This is a genomic window from Acinetobacter sp. CY81 (assembly GCF_059515925.1).
In genome coordinates this window covers 49,697-67,750 of the sequence record NZ_JCAKNC010000002.1, presented here as the reverse complement: position 1 = coordinate 67,750, position 18,054 = coordinate 49,697, and the positions used below count along the sequence as shown (strand labels likewise).

General features: G+C 32.1%; 16 protein-coding genes. 13 read left to right on the top strand and 3 right to left on the bottom strand.

Annotated features, from left to right (window positions below):
• Positions 1-29: 29 nt before the first annotated feature.
• Together AC5YDM_RS02685 and AC5YDM_RS02680 are read left to right on the top strand one after the other, a co-directional pair.
• Positions 30-515 (top strand): SRPBCC family protein, encoded by a 486-nt coding sequence (locus AC5YDM_RS02685; protein WP_496150607.1) that lies wholly within the window; start codon positions 30-32, stop codon positions 513-515.
• Positions 516-528: 13 nt separating this feature from the next.
• A complete protein-coding gene (locus AC5YDM_RS02680; RefSeq protein WP_496150606.1) occupies positions 529-1,389 on the top strand; it encodes a DMT family transporter in 861 nt (286 codons plus the stop codon).
• 72 nt (positions 1,390-1,461) lie between these two features.
• On the opposite strand, the gene AC5YDM_RS02675 is transcribed toward AC5YDM_RS02680, so the two are convergent.
• Entirely contained in the window at positions 1,462-2,223 is a 762-nt protein-coding gene (locus AC5YDM_RS02675) for an AraC family transcriptional regulator (RefSeq protein ID WP_496150605.1), read from the bottom strand.
• A 205-nt stretch (positions 2,224-2,428) separates the two neighbouring features.
• On the opposite strand from AC5YDM_RS02675, the gene AC5YDM_RS02670 reads away from it, so the two are divergent.
• The 6 genes from AC5YDM_RS02670 to AC5YDM_RS02645 all read left to right on the top strand — a co-directional run bounded on the left by AC5YDM_RS02670 (position 2,429) and on the right by AC5YDM_RS02645 (position 8,191).
• Positions 2,429-3,019 carry a 4'-phosphopantetheinyl transferase family protein gene (locus tag AC5YDM_RS02670; protein WP_496150604.1) on the top strand — a complete coding sequence of 197 codons (591 nt, stop codon included), beginning with the start codon at positions 2,429-2,431 and terminating at the stop codon, positions 3,017-3,019.
• Positions 3,020-3,156: 137 nt separating this feature from the next.
• Positions 3,157-3,921, top strand: coding sequence for an AraC family transcriptional regulator (locus AC5YDM_RS02665; RefSeq protein ID WP_496150603.1), 765 nt, complete (start codon positions 3,157-3,159; stop codon positions 3,919-3,921).
• A gap of 101 nt (positions 3,922-4,022) precedes the next feature.
• Entirely contained in the window at positions 4,023-5,720 is a 1,698-nt protein-coding gene (gene leuA / locus AC5YDM_RS02660) for a 2-isopropylmalate synthase (RefSeq protein WP_496150602.1), read from the top strand.
• A 93-nt stretch (positions 5,721-5,813) separates the two neighbouring features.
• Positions 5,814-6,470 carry a 2OG-Fe dioxygenase family protein gene (locus AC5YDM_RS02655; protein ID WP_496150601.1) on the top strand — a complete coding sequence of 219 codons (657 nt, stop codon included), beginning with the start codon at positions 5,814-5,816 and terminating at the stop codon, positions 6,468-6,470.
• Positions 6,471-6,484: 14 nt separating this feature from the next.
• On the top strand, positions 6,485-7,558 hold the full coding sequence (locus tag AC5YDM_RS02650) for an aminotransferase class I/II-fold pyridoxal phosphate-dependent enzyme (RefSeq protein WP_496150600.1): 1,074 nt from the start codon (positions 6,485-6,487) through the stop codon (positions 7,556-7,558).
• 3 nt (positions 7,559-7,561) lie between these two features.
• Entirely contained in the window at positions 7,562-8,191 is a 630-nt protein-coding gene (locus AC5YDM_RS02645; RefSeq protein ID WP_496150599.1) for a LysE family translocator, read from the top strand.
• Positions 8,192-8,442: 251 nt separating this feature from the next.
• On the opposite strand, the gene AC5YDM_RS02640 is transcribed toward AC5YDM_RS02645, so the two are convergent.
• Positions 8,443-9,378, bottom strand: coding sequence for a hypothetical protein (locus tag AC5YDM_RS02640; protein WP_496150598.1), 936 nt, complete (start codon positions 9,376-9,378; stop codon positions 8,443-8,445).
• Between the two features lie 113 nt (positions 9,379-9,491).
• Here AC5YDM_RS02640 and eruA point away from each other — a divergent pair, with 113 nt between their 5' ends.
• Positions 9,492-13,433 (top strand): NACHT domain-containing antiphage protein EruA, encoded by a 3,942-nt coding sequence (gene eruA / locus AC5YDM_RS02635; RefSeq protein WP_496150597.1) that lies wholly within the window; start codon positions 9,492-9,494, stop codon positions 13,431-13,433.
• Positions 13,434-13,768: 335 nt separating this feature from the next.
• Here eruA and AC5YDM_RS02630 read toward each other — a convergent pair whose 3' ends face one another.
• Positions 13,769-14,467 carry a hypothetical protein gene (locus tag AC5YDM_RS02630; RefSeq protein WP_496150596.1) on the bottom strand — a complete coding sequence of 233 codons (699 nt, stop codon included), beginning with the start codon at positions 14,465-14,467 and terminating at the stop codon, positions 13,769-13,771.
• 90 nt (positions 14,468-14,557) lie between these two features.
• Here AC5YDM_RS02630 and AC5YDM_RS02625 point away from each other — a divergent pair, with 90 nt between their 5' ends.
• The 4 genes from AC5YDM_RS02625 to AC5YDM_RS02610 are packed head-to-tail and all read left to right on the top strand — an operon-like array spanning position 14,558 to position 17,749.
• Positions 14,558-15,007: a hypothetical protein gene (locus AC5YDM_RS02625; RefSeq protein ID WP_496150595.1), complete on the top strand. Its 450-nt coding sequence runs from the start codon at positions 14,558-14,560 to the stop codon at positions 15,005-15,007.
• A gap of 12 nt (positions 15,008-15,019) precedes the next feature.
• Positions 15,020-15,979, top strand: a complete 960-nt coding sequence (locus AC5YDM_RS02620; RefSeq protein WP_496150594.1) for a hypothetical protein — start codon at positions 15,020-15,022, stop codon at positions 15,977-15,979.
• A gap of 13 nt (positions 15,980-15,992) precedes the next feature.
• Positions 15,993-17,075 (top strand): type VI immunity family protein, encoded by a 1,083-nt coding sequence (locus AC5YDM_RS02615; RefSeq protein ID WP_496150593.1) that lies wholly within the window; start codon positions 15,993-15,995, stop codon positions 17,073-17,075.
• Positions 17,075-17,749 (top strand): hypothetical protein, encoded by a 675-nt coding sequence (locus AC5YDM_RS02610; protein ID WP_496150592.1) that lies wholly within the window; start codon positions 17,075-17,077, stop codon positions 17,747-17,749. Before AC5YDM_RS02615 ends, AC5YDM_RS02610 begins: the two co-directional genes overlap by 1 nt.
• The last annotated feature ends 305 nt before the right edge of the window (positions 17,750-18,054 follow it).

Sequence of the window (18,054 nt, the reverse complement as noted above, 5' to 3'; positions counted from 1 at the left end):
GTTTAATAGCCCACTTTTTGGAGTGAACAATGGAAAACAACAATTCGCAGCGTTATTTTTACCCTTCAGTTCCATTTACAAAAACTTTGCATATGGAACGTACAATTATGGCCCCTGCTGCAGAAGTTTGGGCTGTGGTCGGTAATTTTTCTGCTTTTGACCGCTTCACTGATGGCCTTGGTAAATGTCAGATGATTGGAGAAGGTATTGGCCAAGTACGTGTTAAATCGTTTGATTCTGGTGATTTTGTCGTGGATCAGCTCTCATATCGTGATGAAAAAGAAATGAAAATGCATTTCAACATCATCAATACATCATTAAACATTCGAAACTTGTGGGAGTTTTTGAGAGTTGAAGTAATCTCGAGTAATGAAAGTAAAGTTGTATGGGAAATGGCCGGAGAGCCAAAGCTCGGACTACAGGAAGAGCTAGAAAAATTTTTAACCGATTTTGCAGAAGATGCACTTGAGAACATCAAAAACATATGCATCGAGTATGAAAACTCTACCAATTAATAAAGGATAACCGATGAGTACCTTCTGGTATCTAGCTGCCTTAGGTGTCCCCTTTATTTGGGGCATTCAAGCAGTAATGTTGAAATTTGGGATAGGTGAGTTTCCACCTATCTTTATGGTCTCGTTACGCTTCTTGATAATGTTCATTTTGCTCATACCGTTCCTCAATCGCTTAAAAGGTAATTTTAAGAAAGCTCTGCCAATTGGTTTAGCACAAGGCGTTGCACATTTTGTTTTACTCTATATAGGCTTTAAGTTTGTCAGTGTTACAGCTGGCATGATTGTTTATCAAACAAATGCTATATTTACGCTTATGCTTGGTGCAATCGTCCTTAATGAGAGAATGAGCAAACAAGGGCTTATAGGTATGACTGTTAGTTTGATTGGTGTTGCCCTCATCATCGGCTTGCCTCAAGAAAATTCTAGTATTGGTGGTCTATTCTTGATTGCAGCATCTGCATTTATGTTCGCTGTTGGGAATATCTTTGTACGTAAGTTAGGTCCATTCGACCCAATAGGATTAAATGCCGGCGTATCATTGATTGCATTCCCTTCACTACTTGCAATTTCATTTATGACTGAACAAGGGCAGTTAGCATCAGTGCAAAATGCATCATTAGAAGCATGGGGCGCACTTCTCTATACTGCAGTATTGGGTGGCGTAGTTGCATTCATTCTTTGGTATAAATTATTAACAAAATTTAGTGTTGATAAGATTTCACCATACAGTTTATTGATGCCTTTTTTTGCAATGCTTGGAAGTATCGTGATTTTAGGAGAACACGTTTCGATTAGTAATTGGATTGGTGCATTCATTACTGTAGGCGGTATCGCAATTATTCAGTTTCGGAGTAAATTTAATAAAAGTAAATAAAATATCACAAAATAAATGTTAATGAGAATTGATTTAACAGCTATTCTCTTTTATAAACTAATTAAAAATTTATTAGCTATAACTAACAAAAAATTTTGGAGAAAGCCCAATACGTTTTCTAAATGTCATACTAAAAGAGCTTTGACTTTCATAACCAACCGCTAAAGCGGCATCAGTAACAGAATACCCACTAGCCATGAGCTCCATACTTTTTAGCAATCTAAAGCACCTCAGCCATTCTCCAAAACCCATTCCTGTTTCATTGCGAAACTTGCGAGAAATTGTCTTTTCAGAAACACCTAAAGAAAAGGCAACATCAGCAATTTCCCATGGACGAGCATAATGATTAGCAACTTTTTCACAAAAAGCTTTTAATTCGTTCGAGATGGGCATTAGAACATTAAAATCTACAGACTTCATTAAGCATAATTCATCTAAAATAAGTTGACTAATGCGATCCTCCCTAGTCCCCTTGTTAATCATGAGGTCTTTAAATTCTGTAGCAGTACTAATTAACTCACTAAATAAAGGACTAACTTGAAAAATACCAATATGATCTTCAAAAAAAAATTCGTCTTGAGGTTGTATATATAAGGCCCTTAGATCAACATTCCCAACCGCCATTAAACTATGTTGAATACCTGCAGGGATTAATAAACCTCTGGATGGTACAATTACCCAACATCTATTTTGTGCATAAACTCTTAGGACACCTCTTATAAGATGTAAAAACTGATGTACCTGATGATGATGTAAAGGTTCTACAACTCCATCTTTATATATATACTTAATTGAGATAATCATTTGTTGAAATTGTTCAGACTGGTAATACATTTCAAGTTCCGCACCAATAAAATTATTTTAATAATCAATACATTAATTTGGATTAATGATATATATGCTATATAAGTTAGAGAAAATTTATTGTGAAAATACTGACAATATCTCATTCATTAAAAATTTACATCATTTAGCCTTTTGCCAATTACCTATCAAATGTTTCATATGTGAATTTGATTTAAATTTATATTCGGACACATTGGCTATTGAACAATTAGGACTCGATTTATATCAAAAAATTTCAAATGCAGTAATCACACGTAAAGCTGAATTTCTAGCCGGTAGATTATTAGCAAAACATACTATAAATACATTAGGATTTAATGATGTAAAAGTAGATATTGGGCCAAATAGAATGCCTATTTGGCCCGAAAATATTAAAGGCTCTATTAGCCATACTGAACAAACTGTTATTTGTGCAGTGAGCTTAAACAACAATTTGAAGAGAATTGGGATTGATATAGAATTGCTTAAAAATAATATAACTTTTGATTTAATTAGAACCATTATGGATGTGGATGAAGAGGCTTTAGCAAAAAAGAATAAATTAAATAAAATTCAATCTTTTGCATTATTTTTTTCTGCTAAAGAAAGTCTTTTTAAAGCTATTTTCCCTGAAGTAAAACAATATTTTGGTTTTGATGTAGTAAAAGTAATAGATATAAATGTAAATGAACAAAAAATTAGTTTATCATTAAATTGCAACTTAAACTCAAAACATAATAAAGGTAAAATTTATACAGGTAGTTACATATTTCTACAGAATCACATCATTACTTTACTATACTAAGGTCAGGCTATACATAAGAAAATATACAGTATTTTAAACAGCATTTTTACTATTTATTTGATGTTACACAAAACACAAAATGAAATGATTTGATCACTTTATAATTTAAACACATTTGCTTTGAAGGTATAGAATTTGTGGATTACACTCATGGCCAATTGAAATATCCTATTTTTGCTTATGCAAAAGATTATGATCATGGATATTTCGAAGATTTTCATCAGCATGATCGAATTCAACTATTACATACACTTAGCGGAGTTATTCATGTTAAAACTGCTGAAGGAATTTGGGTTATTCCTCCCTCAAAAGGTATTTGGATACCTGAAAATAAAGTGCATGCTATAAGTATACATGGTCAAGTAAAAGCAAGAGGAATTTTTGTACAACCTTATGCTCGCGCTGATTTTATAACAGAATGTGCTGTAGTCGCGATTCCCAACCTATTATCAGAATTAATAAATGAAGCTGTCAATATAAAAAATGAGATCATCCCTCATACCCGTAATGAAAGGCTACTTGAATTAATATTAGATGAGTTAAGAATTCTTGAAGAATTACCATTTCAATTACCAGAGCCAAAGTCCGTATTATTGAAAGAAATTGTGTTTTTTTTAAAAAGTGACTTTTCTAAAGGAACTGATTTAGATGAAATTTCTAGAAATTTTCATATAAGCTCCAAAAAAGTTTCCAGATTATTTTTAAAAGAAACCAATATGACTTTTAGTACTTGGTATAAGCAAGCTAAGTTGTTGCAAGCATTAACAGAGCTAGAATTAAAAAAGCCTATTTTAAATATTGCATTGGAGTTAGGGTATGAAAGTCCAAGTTCCTTTTCCTATATGTTTAAAAGAGAAATGGGGGTTAGCCCGACAGAATATTTAAAAAGAAAAGCCATATAAATGTCTTTTTATCTACACTTTTTGTCTGTTCATCTAAAGAAAGCCAAGTAAAAAACAAACATCATGATTGATAACTTATATCCTGAGTAAAGTTAGTCATGATGTTAAATAATCCTAAAGATAAGTATAAGCCTTTCGAGTTTTTTGATTTTAAAGAAAGAACATGGCCAAGTAACAAAATTATCCAGGCACCAATTTGGTGTTCAACAGATTTAAGGGATGGGAATCAAGCTTTAGCGAATCCTATGGATCATAATCGAAAACTTAAATTTTTTGAGATGTTAGTTGCTTGTGGCTTTAAAGAAATTGAAGTGGCCTTTCCTGCTGCTTCAGATACGGATTTTAATTTCGTAAGATTTTTAATCGAAAATGATAAAATTCCAGATGATGTAACAATACAAGTAATGACTCAAGCAAGGGCTGATCTAATAGAGAAGACTTTCGAGGCATTAGATGGTGCTAAACAAGCCATTGTTCATGTATATAATGCTACAGCAGAAGTTTTTCGACGTATTGTTTTTCAAAAATCAAAAGAAGAAGTAATAAGTTTAGCAGTAGAATCAACTAAACTTATTAAATCACTTTGTTTAAAATATCCTAAAACAAAATGGACATTCCAATATTCGCCAGAAACATTCTGTTTTACAGAAATTGATTTTGCATTAGAGATTTGTGAGGCTGTAACAAATATTTGGGAACCATCAGAAAAAAATCCAATGATCATAAACCTTCCAACTACAGTTGAAGTAAGTACACCCAATATTTTTGCAGACCAAATAGAATTTTTTTGTAAAAACTTTTCTAAACGTGAAACTGTTTGTATCAGTATCCATCCACACAATGATAGAGGAACTGGTGTTGCAACAGCAGAACTTGCATTAATGGCAGGCGCAGACAGAGTTGAAGGATGTTTGTTCGGAAATGGAGAACGAACTGGAAATGTCGATTTAGTTAATATTGCTTTGAATATGTATACACAAGGAATAAGCCCAAATCTTGATTTTTCAGATATAAATAATGTTGCTGAAATAGTCAAAGAATGTAATGAATTACCAATTCACCCAAGACATCCATATGTAGGGGAATTAGTATACACAGCCTTTTCAGGCAGCCATCAAGATGCTATCAAAAAAGGGTTTAAAGCCAGAGAACATCAAAACCACACTTTTTGGGAAGTTCCTTATTTACCAATCGATCCTGCAGACCTAGGCTGCAGTTATGAAGCTGTAATTAGAGTTAATAGCCAATCTGGTAAAAGTGGTGCGGCTTGGATTCTTCAACAAAACCATGGAATCAATTTACCTAATAACTTACAAATTGCATTTAGTAAAGTAGTTCAAAAAGTTACTGATACTAATAAAAAAGAATTATCGCATTCAGAAATTTGGGAACTCTTTATAAATAAATATAGCTTTTCTAATGAAAAAAATGACTTTAAGTTGATTAACTTTGAATCTAATAAAAAAGATAAAGATTTTGAAATAAACATATCAATTAATATTAAAAATGAAATTTTTAACTTAATAGGAACTGGTAATGGTTTATTATCAGCAACAATAAGTGCACTTAACAAAAAATGGAAAAGTGACATAAAAATAGCTGAATATACTGAACACACGCTAGGTAAAAATAGCAATAGTCGTTCTATAAGTTATATATGTTGTATAAATCAAAATGGTGATAAACAATGGGGGGTTTCAATAGATACAGATATCGCATCGTCATCTATACAATCCCTATTAAATGCATATTCACAACACTATATAAATCACTCTAAAAATTTAAAAGAAACAGCATAGTTTTAAAATAAAGGAAATTAAAAATAATTTCCTTTATTATCTATATTAACAAATAATTAAACTAAATTTCCACAAAATTTAAAGTAACTAGAAATGTTAAACTCTACAAAAGAATCAATTTTAGCAATGACTTTCTTTAAAGAATCTAATTTTAATGAAAAATTAGTAACTGAAAAAATTAAAAAAAGTTATTATTCATTAAAAAAAGATGCTTATATGAAGAATAATGACAATTATAGATATAGAGCATTTCTACAAGGAATTATCGACAATAATCAAATCACTTGGATTGAAAAATCTGATTTTTTTCAGTCTAGTAAAATAAATTCTTATCAAGGTGATATTCAAAGATTATTTCCACTAATAAAACCTGAAATTCGCCAAGATATTGAAAACCTTATCCTAAACTTAAACCTAAATCTACTTAACCAAGATTATAGTATTGGTTGTCATCAAATCAGAATTACTGTTGATGAAAATAATATTGGATGTCCAGCACCTGAAGGCTTTCATCAAGATGGCTATGATTTTGTAATAATAATAGCTGTCGCCCAATATAACATTGCTGGTGGAACAACTTTGTTAAGAAAACCAAAATCAAGTGAAATTATCTATAAAAATATACTTCAACCGTATCATTACCTAATTCTCAATGATTCAAATGTTGAGCATTACACAACACCAATTACACATCTCATACCACATGATGGATATAGAGATGTACTAGTTATAACTTTAAATAAAATTTGATTAGGAAAACTAAAATGGAAACTTATACGATCCAAGAATGGCTCTTTAAAACAGCTCATGGTAAATATGATTTTGATTTAGCTGAGAGTGGCATTCAATTTCAAACTGTAAATGATATTAATATAAATAATAATTGGATACTTGATTACAGTATAGATCAAGGTAACTTAGAATTGAGAGAGCTCCTATCGCAAAACTATAACAATACAACTGTACAAAATATTGCTGTCACTCATGGTGGTCAAGAAGCTCTTTATCTATTATACAGAACTCTGCTAACACCTAATGATCATGTCATAACAGTTACTCCTGGTTGGCAACAATCATGGGAGGTACCAAAAAGCATAGGAGCAAAAGTTTCATTATTGAATTGGATTCCTGGAGATAAATTTCCTTTAGATGAATTAAAAAAAATAATTAATAAAGATACTAAGTTAATTATTTTAAATTCTCCTTCAAATCCTATTGGAAGTAAAATCACATTAGATGAATTAAGTTCTATTATTAATCTTGCAAAAAAAAATAATATTTACATAGTAAATGATGAAGAATATATAATTGATTTCAAAGACTCTATCCGAACTTACTATGAAAATTCATTTTCTGTAAGTAGCTTATCAAAAATATTTGGTATGCCTGCATTAAGAACAGGATGGATAGCTGGACCAAATGAAATTATTGACGAAATTGTTAACTACAAAAGATACACTAGCGTATGTAACTCACTATTATGTGAGAAAATCGCAATCGAGGCTTTGAAAAACCGTGAAATACATATTAATAGATATAATAAGATAATTTCAGATGCTTACCCACTTTTAAAAAATTTTGTTAATAAAAATCATAAATTTATAAGCCTAGTTGAACCTGATAATACCCCTTTTGCATGGTTAAAGCTAAACACAACCATTAGCTCTGCTGAATTTTGCCAAAGATTATTAGACGAACAAAAAATGCTTGTAATGCCTGCGGAAGTATTCGGTCATGTAAACGGAATAAGACTTACTTATGGCCGAGATAAAAATATTCTAAATGAAGGATTTCTAAGATTGGAAAATTTATTCTCAAAATTGGAAACAGAAGTATAATTTATGACATTTTCAGCTTTAATATCTTTCATTATTTATTCATTTGTAACTTCAGTTACTCCTGGACCGAATAATATAATGTTAATTTCTTCTGGTATATCATTCGGATTCAAACGAACTATTCCTCATATTTTAGGGATTGGCTTTGGCTTCGGTTTAATGGTAACGCTTGTTGGTCTAGGTATAGGATCAATTCTTACCTCATCTAAAGTATTTTATGAATTTGTTAAAATTATCGGAATATTCTATTTACTCTACCTCACTTATCAAATTTATATTTCTGATAGCGTCAATGTTGATAATGATTTAAAAAATCATAAACCTCTTACTTTTATTCAAGCCAGCTTATTTCAATGGGTAAACCCTAAAGCTTGGATTATGACAATGGGGGCTGTTACAACATACACATCCTCATCGAGCACTATTCTTATTTTTTTATTGATTGGACTCCTATATGGTTTAATCAGTATTCCTAGTGTTGGTATCTGGGCCTATATCGGTGACAAACTTCAACTTCTTATACATGATAAGAAAAAAGTAAGTTTTTTTAATAAATTAATGGCGTTACTTTTATTATTCTCAATTATAAATCCATTAATAGAAACAATTACTTTTTTCAAAAACCTTTTATAGCTAAATTTCAATGTAGGAATCACACTCATTTTTAAAGGGTTGAAAAAATTAATCAATTATCATTAATCAGTTTTTTCAACTCAAAATTTGAAAGTACATTTTGCACATAAACTACATCATTCTCGCTCAAAATGCTTAACAAAAATCTGATTTTTATATAGGTTAACATGGTCATAAACTTCAGTAATTTCACAAAATTCACTTTACTAATACTTTCTGAATCACAGATTTTCAATATTCATCAATCCCATCTAGTCCTTTTGTTGGGATCTTCTTATAATTAAAAGTGCTTCATTCGGGACTTCTACTTTAATTTTGATTTTAACTTCATTTCCGTTTTTATCTTTAGTTTTTGCTGAGTATTGAATTAAAGCATTTTTACCAATCCCTTTTAATAATATTTCTCCTCCTTTTATCTCAATATATCCACCCTTTTTTTCAGCATCTTTCGACTCTGGGAAGAACTCTTTAAACTCTGACTTTATGAAAATTAAGCTATTTTTTTCATCTTCTCGTACAGAACCTAGTGCCATATTGATAAAAATATTTTTTGATTTTTCAGTATAAAAAACATATACAGAACTAGGAACAAGTAGAATATAAAGCAGTATCATTGAAAGTCTTATATTTTTATCTTTATTCTCATCGTCTGTTAATTTCACGTTTGTAGTCTTAAAATCCTCTATAAATTTATCAATAAATATTTTTAAAAGAATGCTTAAAAAGACCATAATCAATAGGCTTACTGATTTCCCACTATAAAAAATAAAAACAAAGACCAAGCCAAAAGTTAGAAATAAAAGCCTAATAAAATTTTTACCTAGATAATTCAAAATTTTATGAAAACTTATCTTGATAAAAATTAGATCAATTAATCCTTTAGATAAACTTTCTCGTAGAGAAAATAAGACTTTGAAAAAATTTGTTAGACATCGAATAACAAATATAACAACGCTGCCAAGTGCATAATGTGAACCCAAAAAAAATGCATAGACTAATAGAAACTTTATTGTAATTAAGAAAAATAAAAGACCATCTCCTAATGATAAATCTGTAGGAAAGTAGTCAATATGCCAAAAATATAAGAGGATAAGACATATACCAATGCCTATAATAAATTTGGCGATAAACCCACTATTATCGACAATTACCTTAATTGTTCGAAATAAAAAAAGAGTAAAATTCACTTACCACCCATTTTATATTTTCCCTTTCAAATCAAAATTTTAATCAATAAAAAAGCATGCTAATATTATGAGTAAGTTACTAACTCATACCACAATATCAATTAAGTTAGATCATGATCCCTAGAACTCTGTGGTATCAAACTGATGATACTAAAAAAAAAGTCAGTCAACATGAAATACCTGGAATAACGAACCCATTAGTTATTGTAGGTGAAGCAGGAATGGGAAAATCTAGCCTTTTAGAATGGCTAGGAGATTTAGAAAATTATGCTTACTGTACTGCTAGTCAACTACTAAATCGAGCAAATCCAAGACTTCTTCTCGGCAACAATAATGTATTAGTTATTGATGCACTTGATGAAGTAAGTTCTAAAAATGATGGGGACAGTGTAGATAGAGTATTACAGAAACTTGAGGTTTTAGGATATCCAAAATTTATTCTAGCCTGTCGTGTAGCAGATTGGAGAAGTGCAACTGGTTTAAGAACCATACAAGAACAATACTCGGAGGTCCCCTTAGAGCTTCATTTAGAGCCTTTTACTCAAAAGGATATGATTGAATTCCTAGAATCTAATTTTAGTAAAGAAAGAGCGAAGGAAATCATTGATCATTTTATAGATCGAGGGCTCAATGATTTATTAGGTAATCCTCAGACACTTAGCTTCATTGCGGCTGTTGCAAAAAAAGAAAACCTACCTGAATCTATTACTCAATTATTTGAACAAGCTATTAAGCTGTTAATAATTGAACATTCAGAATTTAAAGCCGAGGGACAACTACCAAGTACAATTGCACTTGATGCCGCAGGAGCAGCATTTGCGAGTCTTATTTTAACTGGTAATGAAGCAATTTCTCGCAAAGCAGTTGCAAATATAATTGATGGTGAATTATCTATAAGCGAGATTAAATTACTCCCTGATACTGAGAAAATTGAATTTATACTAGGCTCTCGTCTTTTTCGATCTAATGGAATAGAGCGTTTCAGCTACCTTCACCGCCGAATTGGAGAATTCTTAGGTGCGAAATGGTTATTAAAACAAGCAAATACTGATCGAAAGCGTAAGCGTCTTCTATCCTTATTTCATAGTTATGAGTTTGTACCCACTAACTTACGCGGTTTACATTCATGGTTAATGAATGATCCTGCTCTAGCTTCAGCTATCATTAAAAAGGATCCTATTGGTATTCTTGAGTATGGCGATGTAGATAGCTTAACAACGGATCAAGCCAAAATTTTACTAGACAGTATTTATCTTTTAGCTGAAAACAACCCTCGATTTTATAACTTTCACAATAAAGACACCTACTACATCCGAGCATTTGCAACACCAACATTACTATCGCTAATCCAAAAGATTCTAAGTCAACCTGATATACCCTTTAGCTTTAGAGTTTTTTTAGTTGATGTTATTAAAGGAAATCAACTGCCAAAAGATTTTATTGAAATACTTAAACAACTTGTTAATGATCCCAATATAGAATTTGCAATTCGTAAATCTGCTGGTGAAGCTTTGGCTATTCAGGAGCAAGTTATCGATTGGGGTAACATTTATCTTCATCTTTCTACGTTAGCAGACGAATCATCTATCAGACTCGCAATAGAACTATTAGAAGACACTGGTTACGATAAAGCTAATGATGAGTTAATAGCTAGTCTAGCGATATCCCACTTGGAAATGAGTGATCATATCCTTGGGCCATTATGGTTCTTACAAGAAAATTTACCTAAAGAACAAATTGAAAATATCCTAAACTTTTTTGTCTCTCGAATCGAAAGGATGGCTATTTCTAGTGATTCAGAAATTAAGAATGAAGCTAAAAATTTTGCATGTCACTTGATTTTACGTTTTTTAGAAAATTATGATATTTCAGCAGAAAAACTTTTGAATTGGCTTGAACCGTTCCACAATACATTTGGATATCATGATGAATATATTAATAAACTTGCAAAGTACTTTAGGAACAATCACGATTTAAGACATACTATTCAATATCTTGTTTTACTCAAAAGACCAAGTGAAAATAATATTAGACTAAAGGATCTTTTACTACACAGATGTTCGCATGGTCTTTCAGTTACGCCCGAAGACGTAATCCAATTACTTGAGAGATTATATGTAGAGAATCAAAACGATCTTCGATGGAAAGAGCTTGTTCAATTAGCTTACCATGATGGTGAAATTGGACAAGATGTGCGAGAAGCAGCTTTACCGTTCACTAATAAGGATCAAAATGCTAAGAATTGGCTTAACCAAATTGCAATCAGACAGCTAGCTGATTGGGAGATTCAAGATCTTAAGCGGAAAAAACAAATAGAAGAAAAAAAATTAGTATCTCGATCAGAGCAAAGAGCATTCTATCTTCAAAATATTGAACGATTACGCCAAGGTGAGTACGGTGTGACAATCAAACCTGCAAAAGTATACCTACAACATTTTTCAGATATCAGTAAAGAAACACCAGCCCATCAGCGTATTTCTGATTGGATAGGAGCTGATATATCAGAAGTATGTATGGAAGGTTTCGAGGCTTTTCTAATGCAAACTCCTCCAAAAGTTACTGCACAAGATATTGCAAATATTTTACCTCAAGGAAAGTTTTATGAAGCTAGCCATATTTTAATTGTTGCTATAGCAGAACGTATTAGAAAAGAAAAAGGCTTAGCTGATCTTCCTAATGAAAGATTATTGGCGGGATATTACTCATTACTACATATTCGTCATGATACACATGCAGGGATACCAAGTATTTTTGAAATTATTGAAAATGAAGTTCAGCAAAGACAAATTTTTTTAGAAGCATTAAAAGAATTTTATGAGCCACAGTTTCAAGCTAGATCTGAGCATATAGATGGGTTATCCCGTTTAATGAGGATGAGTGAGAATAATGCTATCGCAATTGATCTAGCCCAAAAATGGCTAAAAAACTATCCAGATATGCCAGTAAATATAGAAACTGAACTTCTCGATTGTTTAATTCAAACAGGACAATATGATGCTATACGTGAATTAGCTCAAACACAGAAAATAATAACGGATGATGAACAAAAACTAAATTGGATTGCAATTAACCTTATCGTTGATTTCGACAAAACAGTAAAAAGATTGGAACCCCAACCTATTGATCCAAACTTAATATGGAAGCTTAGAGATCGTCTTGAAGGAAAATATAGAAAGAATAAATCACAGCCTATATTAAATATCAAACTATTTTTTTGGATTATTTCAACTTTTCGAAAGCTCTATCCTAATGTAGGTCATCCTATTGGTGGTTCGAGCGGTGATAGAAATCCATGGGATGCTTCTGAATTTATTATCAGCATTATTCAACAATTAACCAAAAACCATAGTGATCAAGCTTGTGATGCACTTCAGAAACTTAAAGATTCATCTACGGATGACTACACAGATTTAATCAAAGCAATGCTCTTTGAACAGAAGCAAATGCGAGCTGACAGCTTATACTCTGTTCCTACTCTTCAATCAATTAAAGCAATTACGGCTGATCAACATCCTCAAACAATTATTGATTTACAAACATTTGTATTAGATGAATTGAATATTGTTCAGGCAAAAATCAAGAGTGATGATGCTGAATCTTGGCGTGGTTTTTTCAATGATCAAGGTAAACCTTTTGAGGAGGAACGATGTCGTGACCATTTAATAGGTTTACTTCGTCAAGGTGATAATACAATCACATATGAACCTGAAGCGCATGTTGCAGATGATAAAGAAGTTGATATCACTTGCTCTGTAGGTAAACTTCGTCTACCAATTGAAATAAAAGGTCAGTGGCATCGCGACCTTTGGACTGGAGCTGATCAACAACTTGATAAATTATATACCACTGATTGGAGAGCCGAAGATAGAGGTATTTATTTAGTACTTTGGTTTGACAAGAGAACTGATAATAAAAAGCTTAAAGCGCTGGGTAGAGGAAAACCTATTCCTCACACTCCTGAGGAACTCCAAGAAATGTTAATTGCAAATAGTCGATCAGCTCAGGAAGGTAAAATTAAGATAGTAGTTATTGATTGCAATAGAACAAGACGTTGAAAACACATTTTCAAAAATTGTCATAGGTTGTGTCGTTTTATCGAAAAATTGACATAGGTTGTGTCGCTGATCATTGTCATTATGTGTCGCTAAGATTTCTAAGTTATTGAATTTTGGTGTTCAAGAATGACAGAGGATGTGTCGTGTGACGTTTTGTCGCGCGACACATAAGTTGTCATTTACGACGCATAAAATGTCATTGAGAAAACCGCCTATAATGGCGGTTTTTTTATATCTAGCAAAAAGTACTTTTCATTAATTTGATCCCATTATTTCTTAATTTTAAAAACTAAGACAGTTTTCAAACATTTCAACTTTACATAAGAGATCTATGATTACTGAAACAGCAACTTTGTTGAAATTTCTTTGAATTCTAAGGTTATATTTTGTGTATTCGGGATATGTCCATAGAAATACTCATCTTTTGTCTGAAAAAATAAATCAAAGCTTTGGCTCATCATTGGATCAACTTGGCTCTGCTTTTGATAGATGGGTGCAATACGGTTAATGTAGTAATTCATCCAGTCAGTTTGATTCGTAAAAGATGCATAATCTTTTAGATCAGCATAAAGAGTTTGTAGATCCTCAGAAATTGCCTCAATGTTAGGATTAAACATCCATACTGTAATGTCCATTGGTTCTACAAGAACCATACGATAACTCTGTTTTCCATCCATACTTTCGAATTTATAAAGCTGAGCTCCATGTTCAATAAAACTAGAGCAGATTAGTTTAGTTATCTGAACCTGAAAATATTCAGTACCTAATTCAATTTCTCGAATATGCCTAGAAATCTCTAAATATTTAGTCAATTCATTGATTTCTAAACAATCAAATTCTTTAAACAAGGCAACAGTGATATGGATAAGATTACTTTCACCCGTACCTGTAATAATGCCTTTTTTCCATGAATGCATTTTTGAAATGGAATTTTCTTGATGTGTTGTGTTTTCACCCTTTTTAATTACAACTTCTTTATTATCTGCCGTAACAATGATGCTATCATTCAGTTGAATGGCTATGATGAAAGTCATACTTTGACTAAAAAAGTTAATTGGTTAACGTTTATATTAAGCCAAAACATAGCTTAATTTTTAAATAATTAAAGAAAAATAGGTAAACCTATGGCAGGCGGTTCTCAAGTCATTATTAATAAGAATGGAATTACATTCATCACGCCAGCAAAGTTTGAGGCGAAAGCTGGACAGCATAAATTTCTTGGTGGGACTAAATCAAATGTAATATTACCTTCATTACCTAAAATTATTGAACAACCGTACTCTGCCGCGATTACCTTTTTAAATGATACAAAACAACCAATGGTTAATTACAATTATCGGCTTATAGCTGAAAATGGGACTGAAGTATCTGGAGTTACAGATCAATTTGGGAAAACCCAGCCAATTGAAACTAATCAGCGAGAAAAAGTGGATTTATTTATTGCTGATTTACCCAATGATGAGCAAAAAAGTTCTGGGGATTCTCCTCTGCTCAAAAAAAGTTATGAAGAATTATTCTATACAGAAGATTCTGAAGAGCAATCTGATGATATTGATTTAGAAATAGAAGAATAAAGGGGAATTAGATTGCAATACGTTGGCATTATTATTGCTTTTGTACTCAGAGCTCTATTGAGTATATTAAAAAAATTATTAAATCGGGCTGCAAAAGTTACAACAGATTTAGTTAAAAAGCATTTAGCACCATTTTTAGCTGACATTGGTGCAAGTATTGCACAAAGCATAATTGATTTTATTTTTTCATTTGCTACAGAAGTTGCTACAGATATTAAAAAAGAGCAACAAGGATCCACGGTACCTCAACCGAATGGATCTACTAAACCTACTGCACCTTCACAAGCATCAAGAGTTGGAGCATGGTATGACATTTACACTAAAAAGCCAATTCTATTTAAATCTGTGATTTGCAAGGTTTGTTGTTTCAGTAATCAAATTGGTGGAGCCACAGGAAAAGCTCCTAAAAAAGAATCTGTTGCTGATAAGGTCATTAGTTTATGGGGAGGCTTACGTCATCTTAGACAAAAAGCAGTACAAGTGATTTTTGCACTGGTAGACATTGTCATGGAGCATAAATGTCCAATTAAAGCAGAAGTAATATATGACATAAGAACCAAACAACCAGTAATGGTAACTGGAGCAAATCCACCTCGACACAAGTTTATGGAAACGCCTGGGGGAGATCATCGAATAGGGGCAGATGTAGTTGTAGTTAAAGATATTATGAAAGCACCAACCATTGATAATATTTTACACTGGGTGGAAATTAAATTTTTAGACAGTAATGATCCTCCTGATCAAAAACAAATGACTAACTACACAAGATTTTTAGGTAGTAGTACAAAGCTTGCCATGATTCGAGTGTCTGCTGATCCGAAAAAAAGTGATTGTGGGTGTAAGGAAAAGCCATTACCTCAAAATACGCAAAAACCAAGCAGCACGCCACAAGGGAAAAAGACGAGTAAGATTAATCAAATGCGTGAGTTGTGGGACATTGTTGTGACCAATGCAGAAAATCTTTGGAAATAAGAAGGAATAGGTGATGGGTGAATTATTTCAACAAGCTGAAGTATGGTTAGATCAGATTGAAAAAACGCAAGATTACACATTGCCTTATATTGATATTGAGTCAAAAACAGAGCCTGTCCGTTTAAACTTAATGATGTCTTTTTGGTTTTATAATGGTGATCAACTGGAAGTTAAGGAAAAATTTGTCAGAAAAATACAAGATTATATTGCTTTGACAGGCGCCGAGTTTCAACAAGAAGCATCCGTAAAAAACCAACGTGAACGTAAATTTCGTAAGGATGGTTTTCCTGAAAATTTATTGGAAGATATTCGAAAAGAAAAAACCTCAGTAATTTATTATTTTTCTGATCAACCGAAAATGAGTTTTGCTCCTAGGTATGGAATTAAGGCTTCATTTAATCCTGATTTTGCAAATAACGAATGGTACTCATGGATAAATTTTATTTTTCCTTTAGATTTTACCGATAACAGTGATAAGCGATTACAGTGTATTGAATTTTTTAAATCGATTATTCGAGAGATTAAAATAGAGCAAGCGTATTGCGGTTATCGAGTCGGACAACCCTTAGATTTTACTCAAGCTGTACCATGGCAGACTTTTGAAACGGCAGCTAATTACCGCTTTTTAGGTTTAGATATTGAAAAAGATATGACGCAAACGAGTGCTGTGACCAATGATGAACCGTCTTTAGAAAAAGGTGTACGTTCAACCGCTTGGTTGGTATATCTCGGTCAACCGTGGCTTGAAAAACTAAATGAAGTCCAAACGATTCAGAAACAAGACCCGAATACTCCATTACGCTTAGAGCCGATTAATGGTGGGGTATTTTTTAAAGCAGATGAAGCACCACAATTAGCAAGAATAGGCTTACCACGCCCACAAGGCTATCAAGCATTAAATAATATACTTAAACCTATTCGAGAAAAAATGTTACCACTTACTCAATATGCTGATTCATTGGCTGATTGGGAACCTGTATTTTTTCAGCCTGAACAGTGTGATTGGTGGCTTGAGCGTTGGGATCGGGAAGATGAAGCTAAATTATTAGAAAAATATCCTATACCTGAGCACATTTTGGATAGAGAAAATAAATAATGTCTAAGTTACTTTTAGCTTTCTTATCATTAGCTTTATTATCAGCTTGTTCAGCAAATAACAAAACTAATAATTTGGTAGAAAATAATGCCCTCTCAATATCAGATAAGGAGGCATTACCAACTCCTCAAGAAATGAGGGAACAATTTATTAAAACTTTTCCTGAATTAAAACCTTTAGACTTCCCTCCATTGGATTCTGAGAGTAATGCTTTTGGGTGGTTTATGACTTGGCAATCTGATTATGATGGTGCAAGGAAATATATTGCTAGATCAGACTATAAGGATTGGTGGTCACGAATAGAGAATTCGATAAATGAGCTTGAAGTTATTCAGGGGCAAAAAATATTGCTAGAACCGACATTAAATAAAATGTATGCAAAAATTGAAAAACTCGAAGCAAATGAAGATACTTCTTTAGAACTAGAAGGAGTTTATCAAGCCTATTATGAAAATGTTCTAAATGAAATTTTGAAACAAGATTTTGATGTCATTGGTTTAGACAACGGAGAAGGAGCAGAATTCATCATAGCGAAAAAAAATAATCCAGAATTAACTAATTTGGCCAAAATGCTGCAACTAACTTTCCCTGAAAGTGAAGTAAATGTATACCGATCTGAGCAGTATCCTAAAAATTATAATTTTCCATTTTTGACAGATAAGCTCTCGGACTAACTGTATTAAAATCAATATTTTACAAATTTAAAACCGTATTAAAGATTAATTAAGAAGAGCAAAAAATTCTTTGAAGTTAATTGAGGGCTTGTTGTGACCTCTATATAAGTCGTTTTTGAATAGCCACTATTTTATGAAATCTATCTTAATTTCAGAATAACTAAACATCTACTTTGGCTTAAATAGTTATTTATTTTGTAGACTACCTAAGACGCTTTACACCCTTACCTTACTTCTGAATTTAAGTATATCGATTATCTAAAAAGCATCTATCAAAACTCTACATTTATCAAAATGACACTGGT

Excerpts from the sequence above, each read along its gene's own strand:
- AC5YDM_RS02630 (WP_496150596.1), bottom strand. The coding sequence starts at position 14,467 with ATGACTTTCATCATAGCCATTCAACTGAATGATAGCATCATTGTTACG.
- AC5YDM_RS02650 (WP_496150600.1), top strand. The coding sequence starts at position 6,485 with ATGGAAACTTATACGATCCAAGAATGGCTCTTTAAAACAGCTCATGGT.
- AC5YDM_RS02680 (WP_496150606.1), top strand. The coding sequence starts at position 529 with ATGAGTACCTTCTGGTATCTAGCTGCCTTAGGTGTCCCCTTTATTTGG.
- AC5YDM_RS02615 (WP_496150593.1), top strand. The coding sequence starts at position 15,993 with ATGGGTGAATTATTTCAACAAGCTGAAGTATGGTTAGATCAGATTGAA.
- AC5YDM_RS02625 (WP_496150595.1), top strand. The coding sequence starts at position 14,558 with ATGGCAGGCGGTTCTCAAGTCATTATTAATAAGAATGGAATTACATTC.
- AC5YDM_RS02685 (WP_496150607.1), top strand. The coding sequence starts at position 30 with ATGGAAAACAACAATTCGCAGCGTTATTTTTACCCTTCAGTTCCATTT.
- AC5YDM_RS02655 (WP_496150601.1), top strand. The coding sequence starts at position 5,814 with ATGTTAAACTCTACAAAAGAATCAATTTTAGCAATGACTTTCTTTAAA.
- eruA (WP_496150597.1), top strand. The coding sequence starts at position 9,492 with ATGATCCCTAGAACTCTGTGGTATCAAACTGATGATACTAAAAAAAAA.
- AC5YDM_RS02645 (WP_496150599.1), top strand. The coding sequence starts at position 7,562 with ATGACATTTTCAGCTTTAATATCTTTCATTATTTATTCATTTGTAACT.
- leuA (WP_496150602.1), top strand. The coding sequence starts at position 4,023 with ATGTTAAATAATCCTAAAGATAAGTATAAGCCTTTCGAGTTTTTTGAT.
- AC5YDM_RS02675 (WP_496150605.1), bottom strand. The coding sequence starts at position 2,223 with ATGTATTACCAGTCTGAACAATTTCAACAAATGATTATCTCAATTAAG.
- AC5YDM_RS02610 (WP_496150592.1), top strand. The coding sequence starts at position 17,075 with ATGTCTAAGTTACTTTTAGCTTTCTTATCATTAGCTTTATTATCAGCT.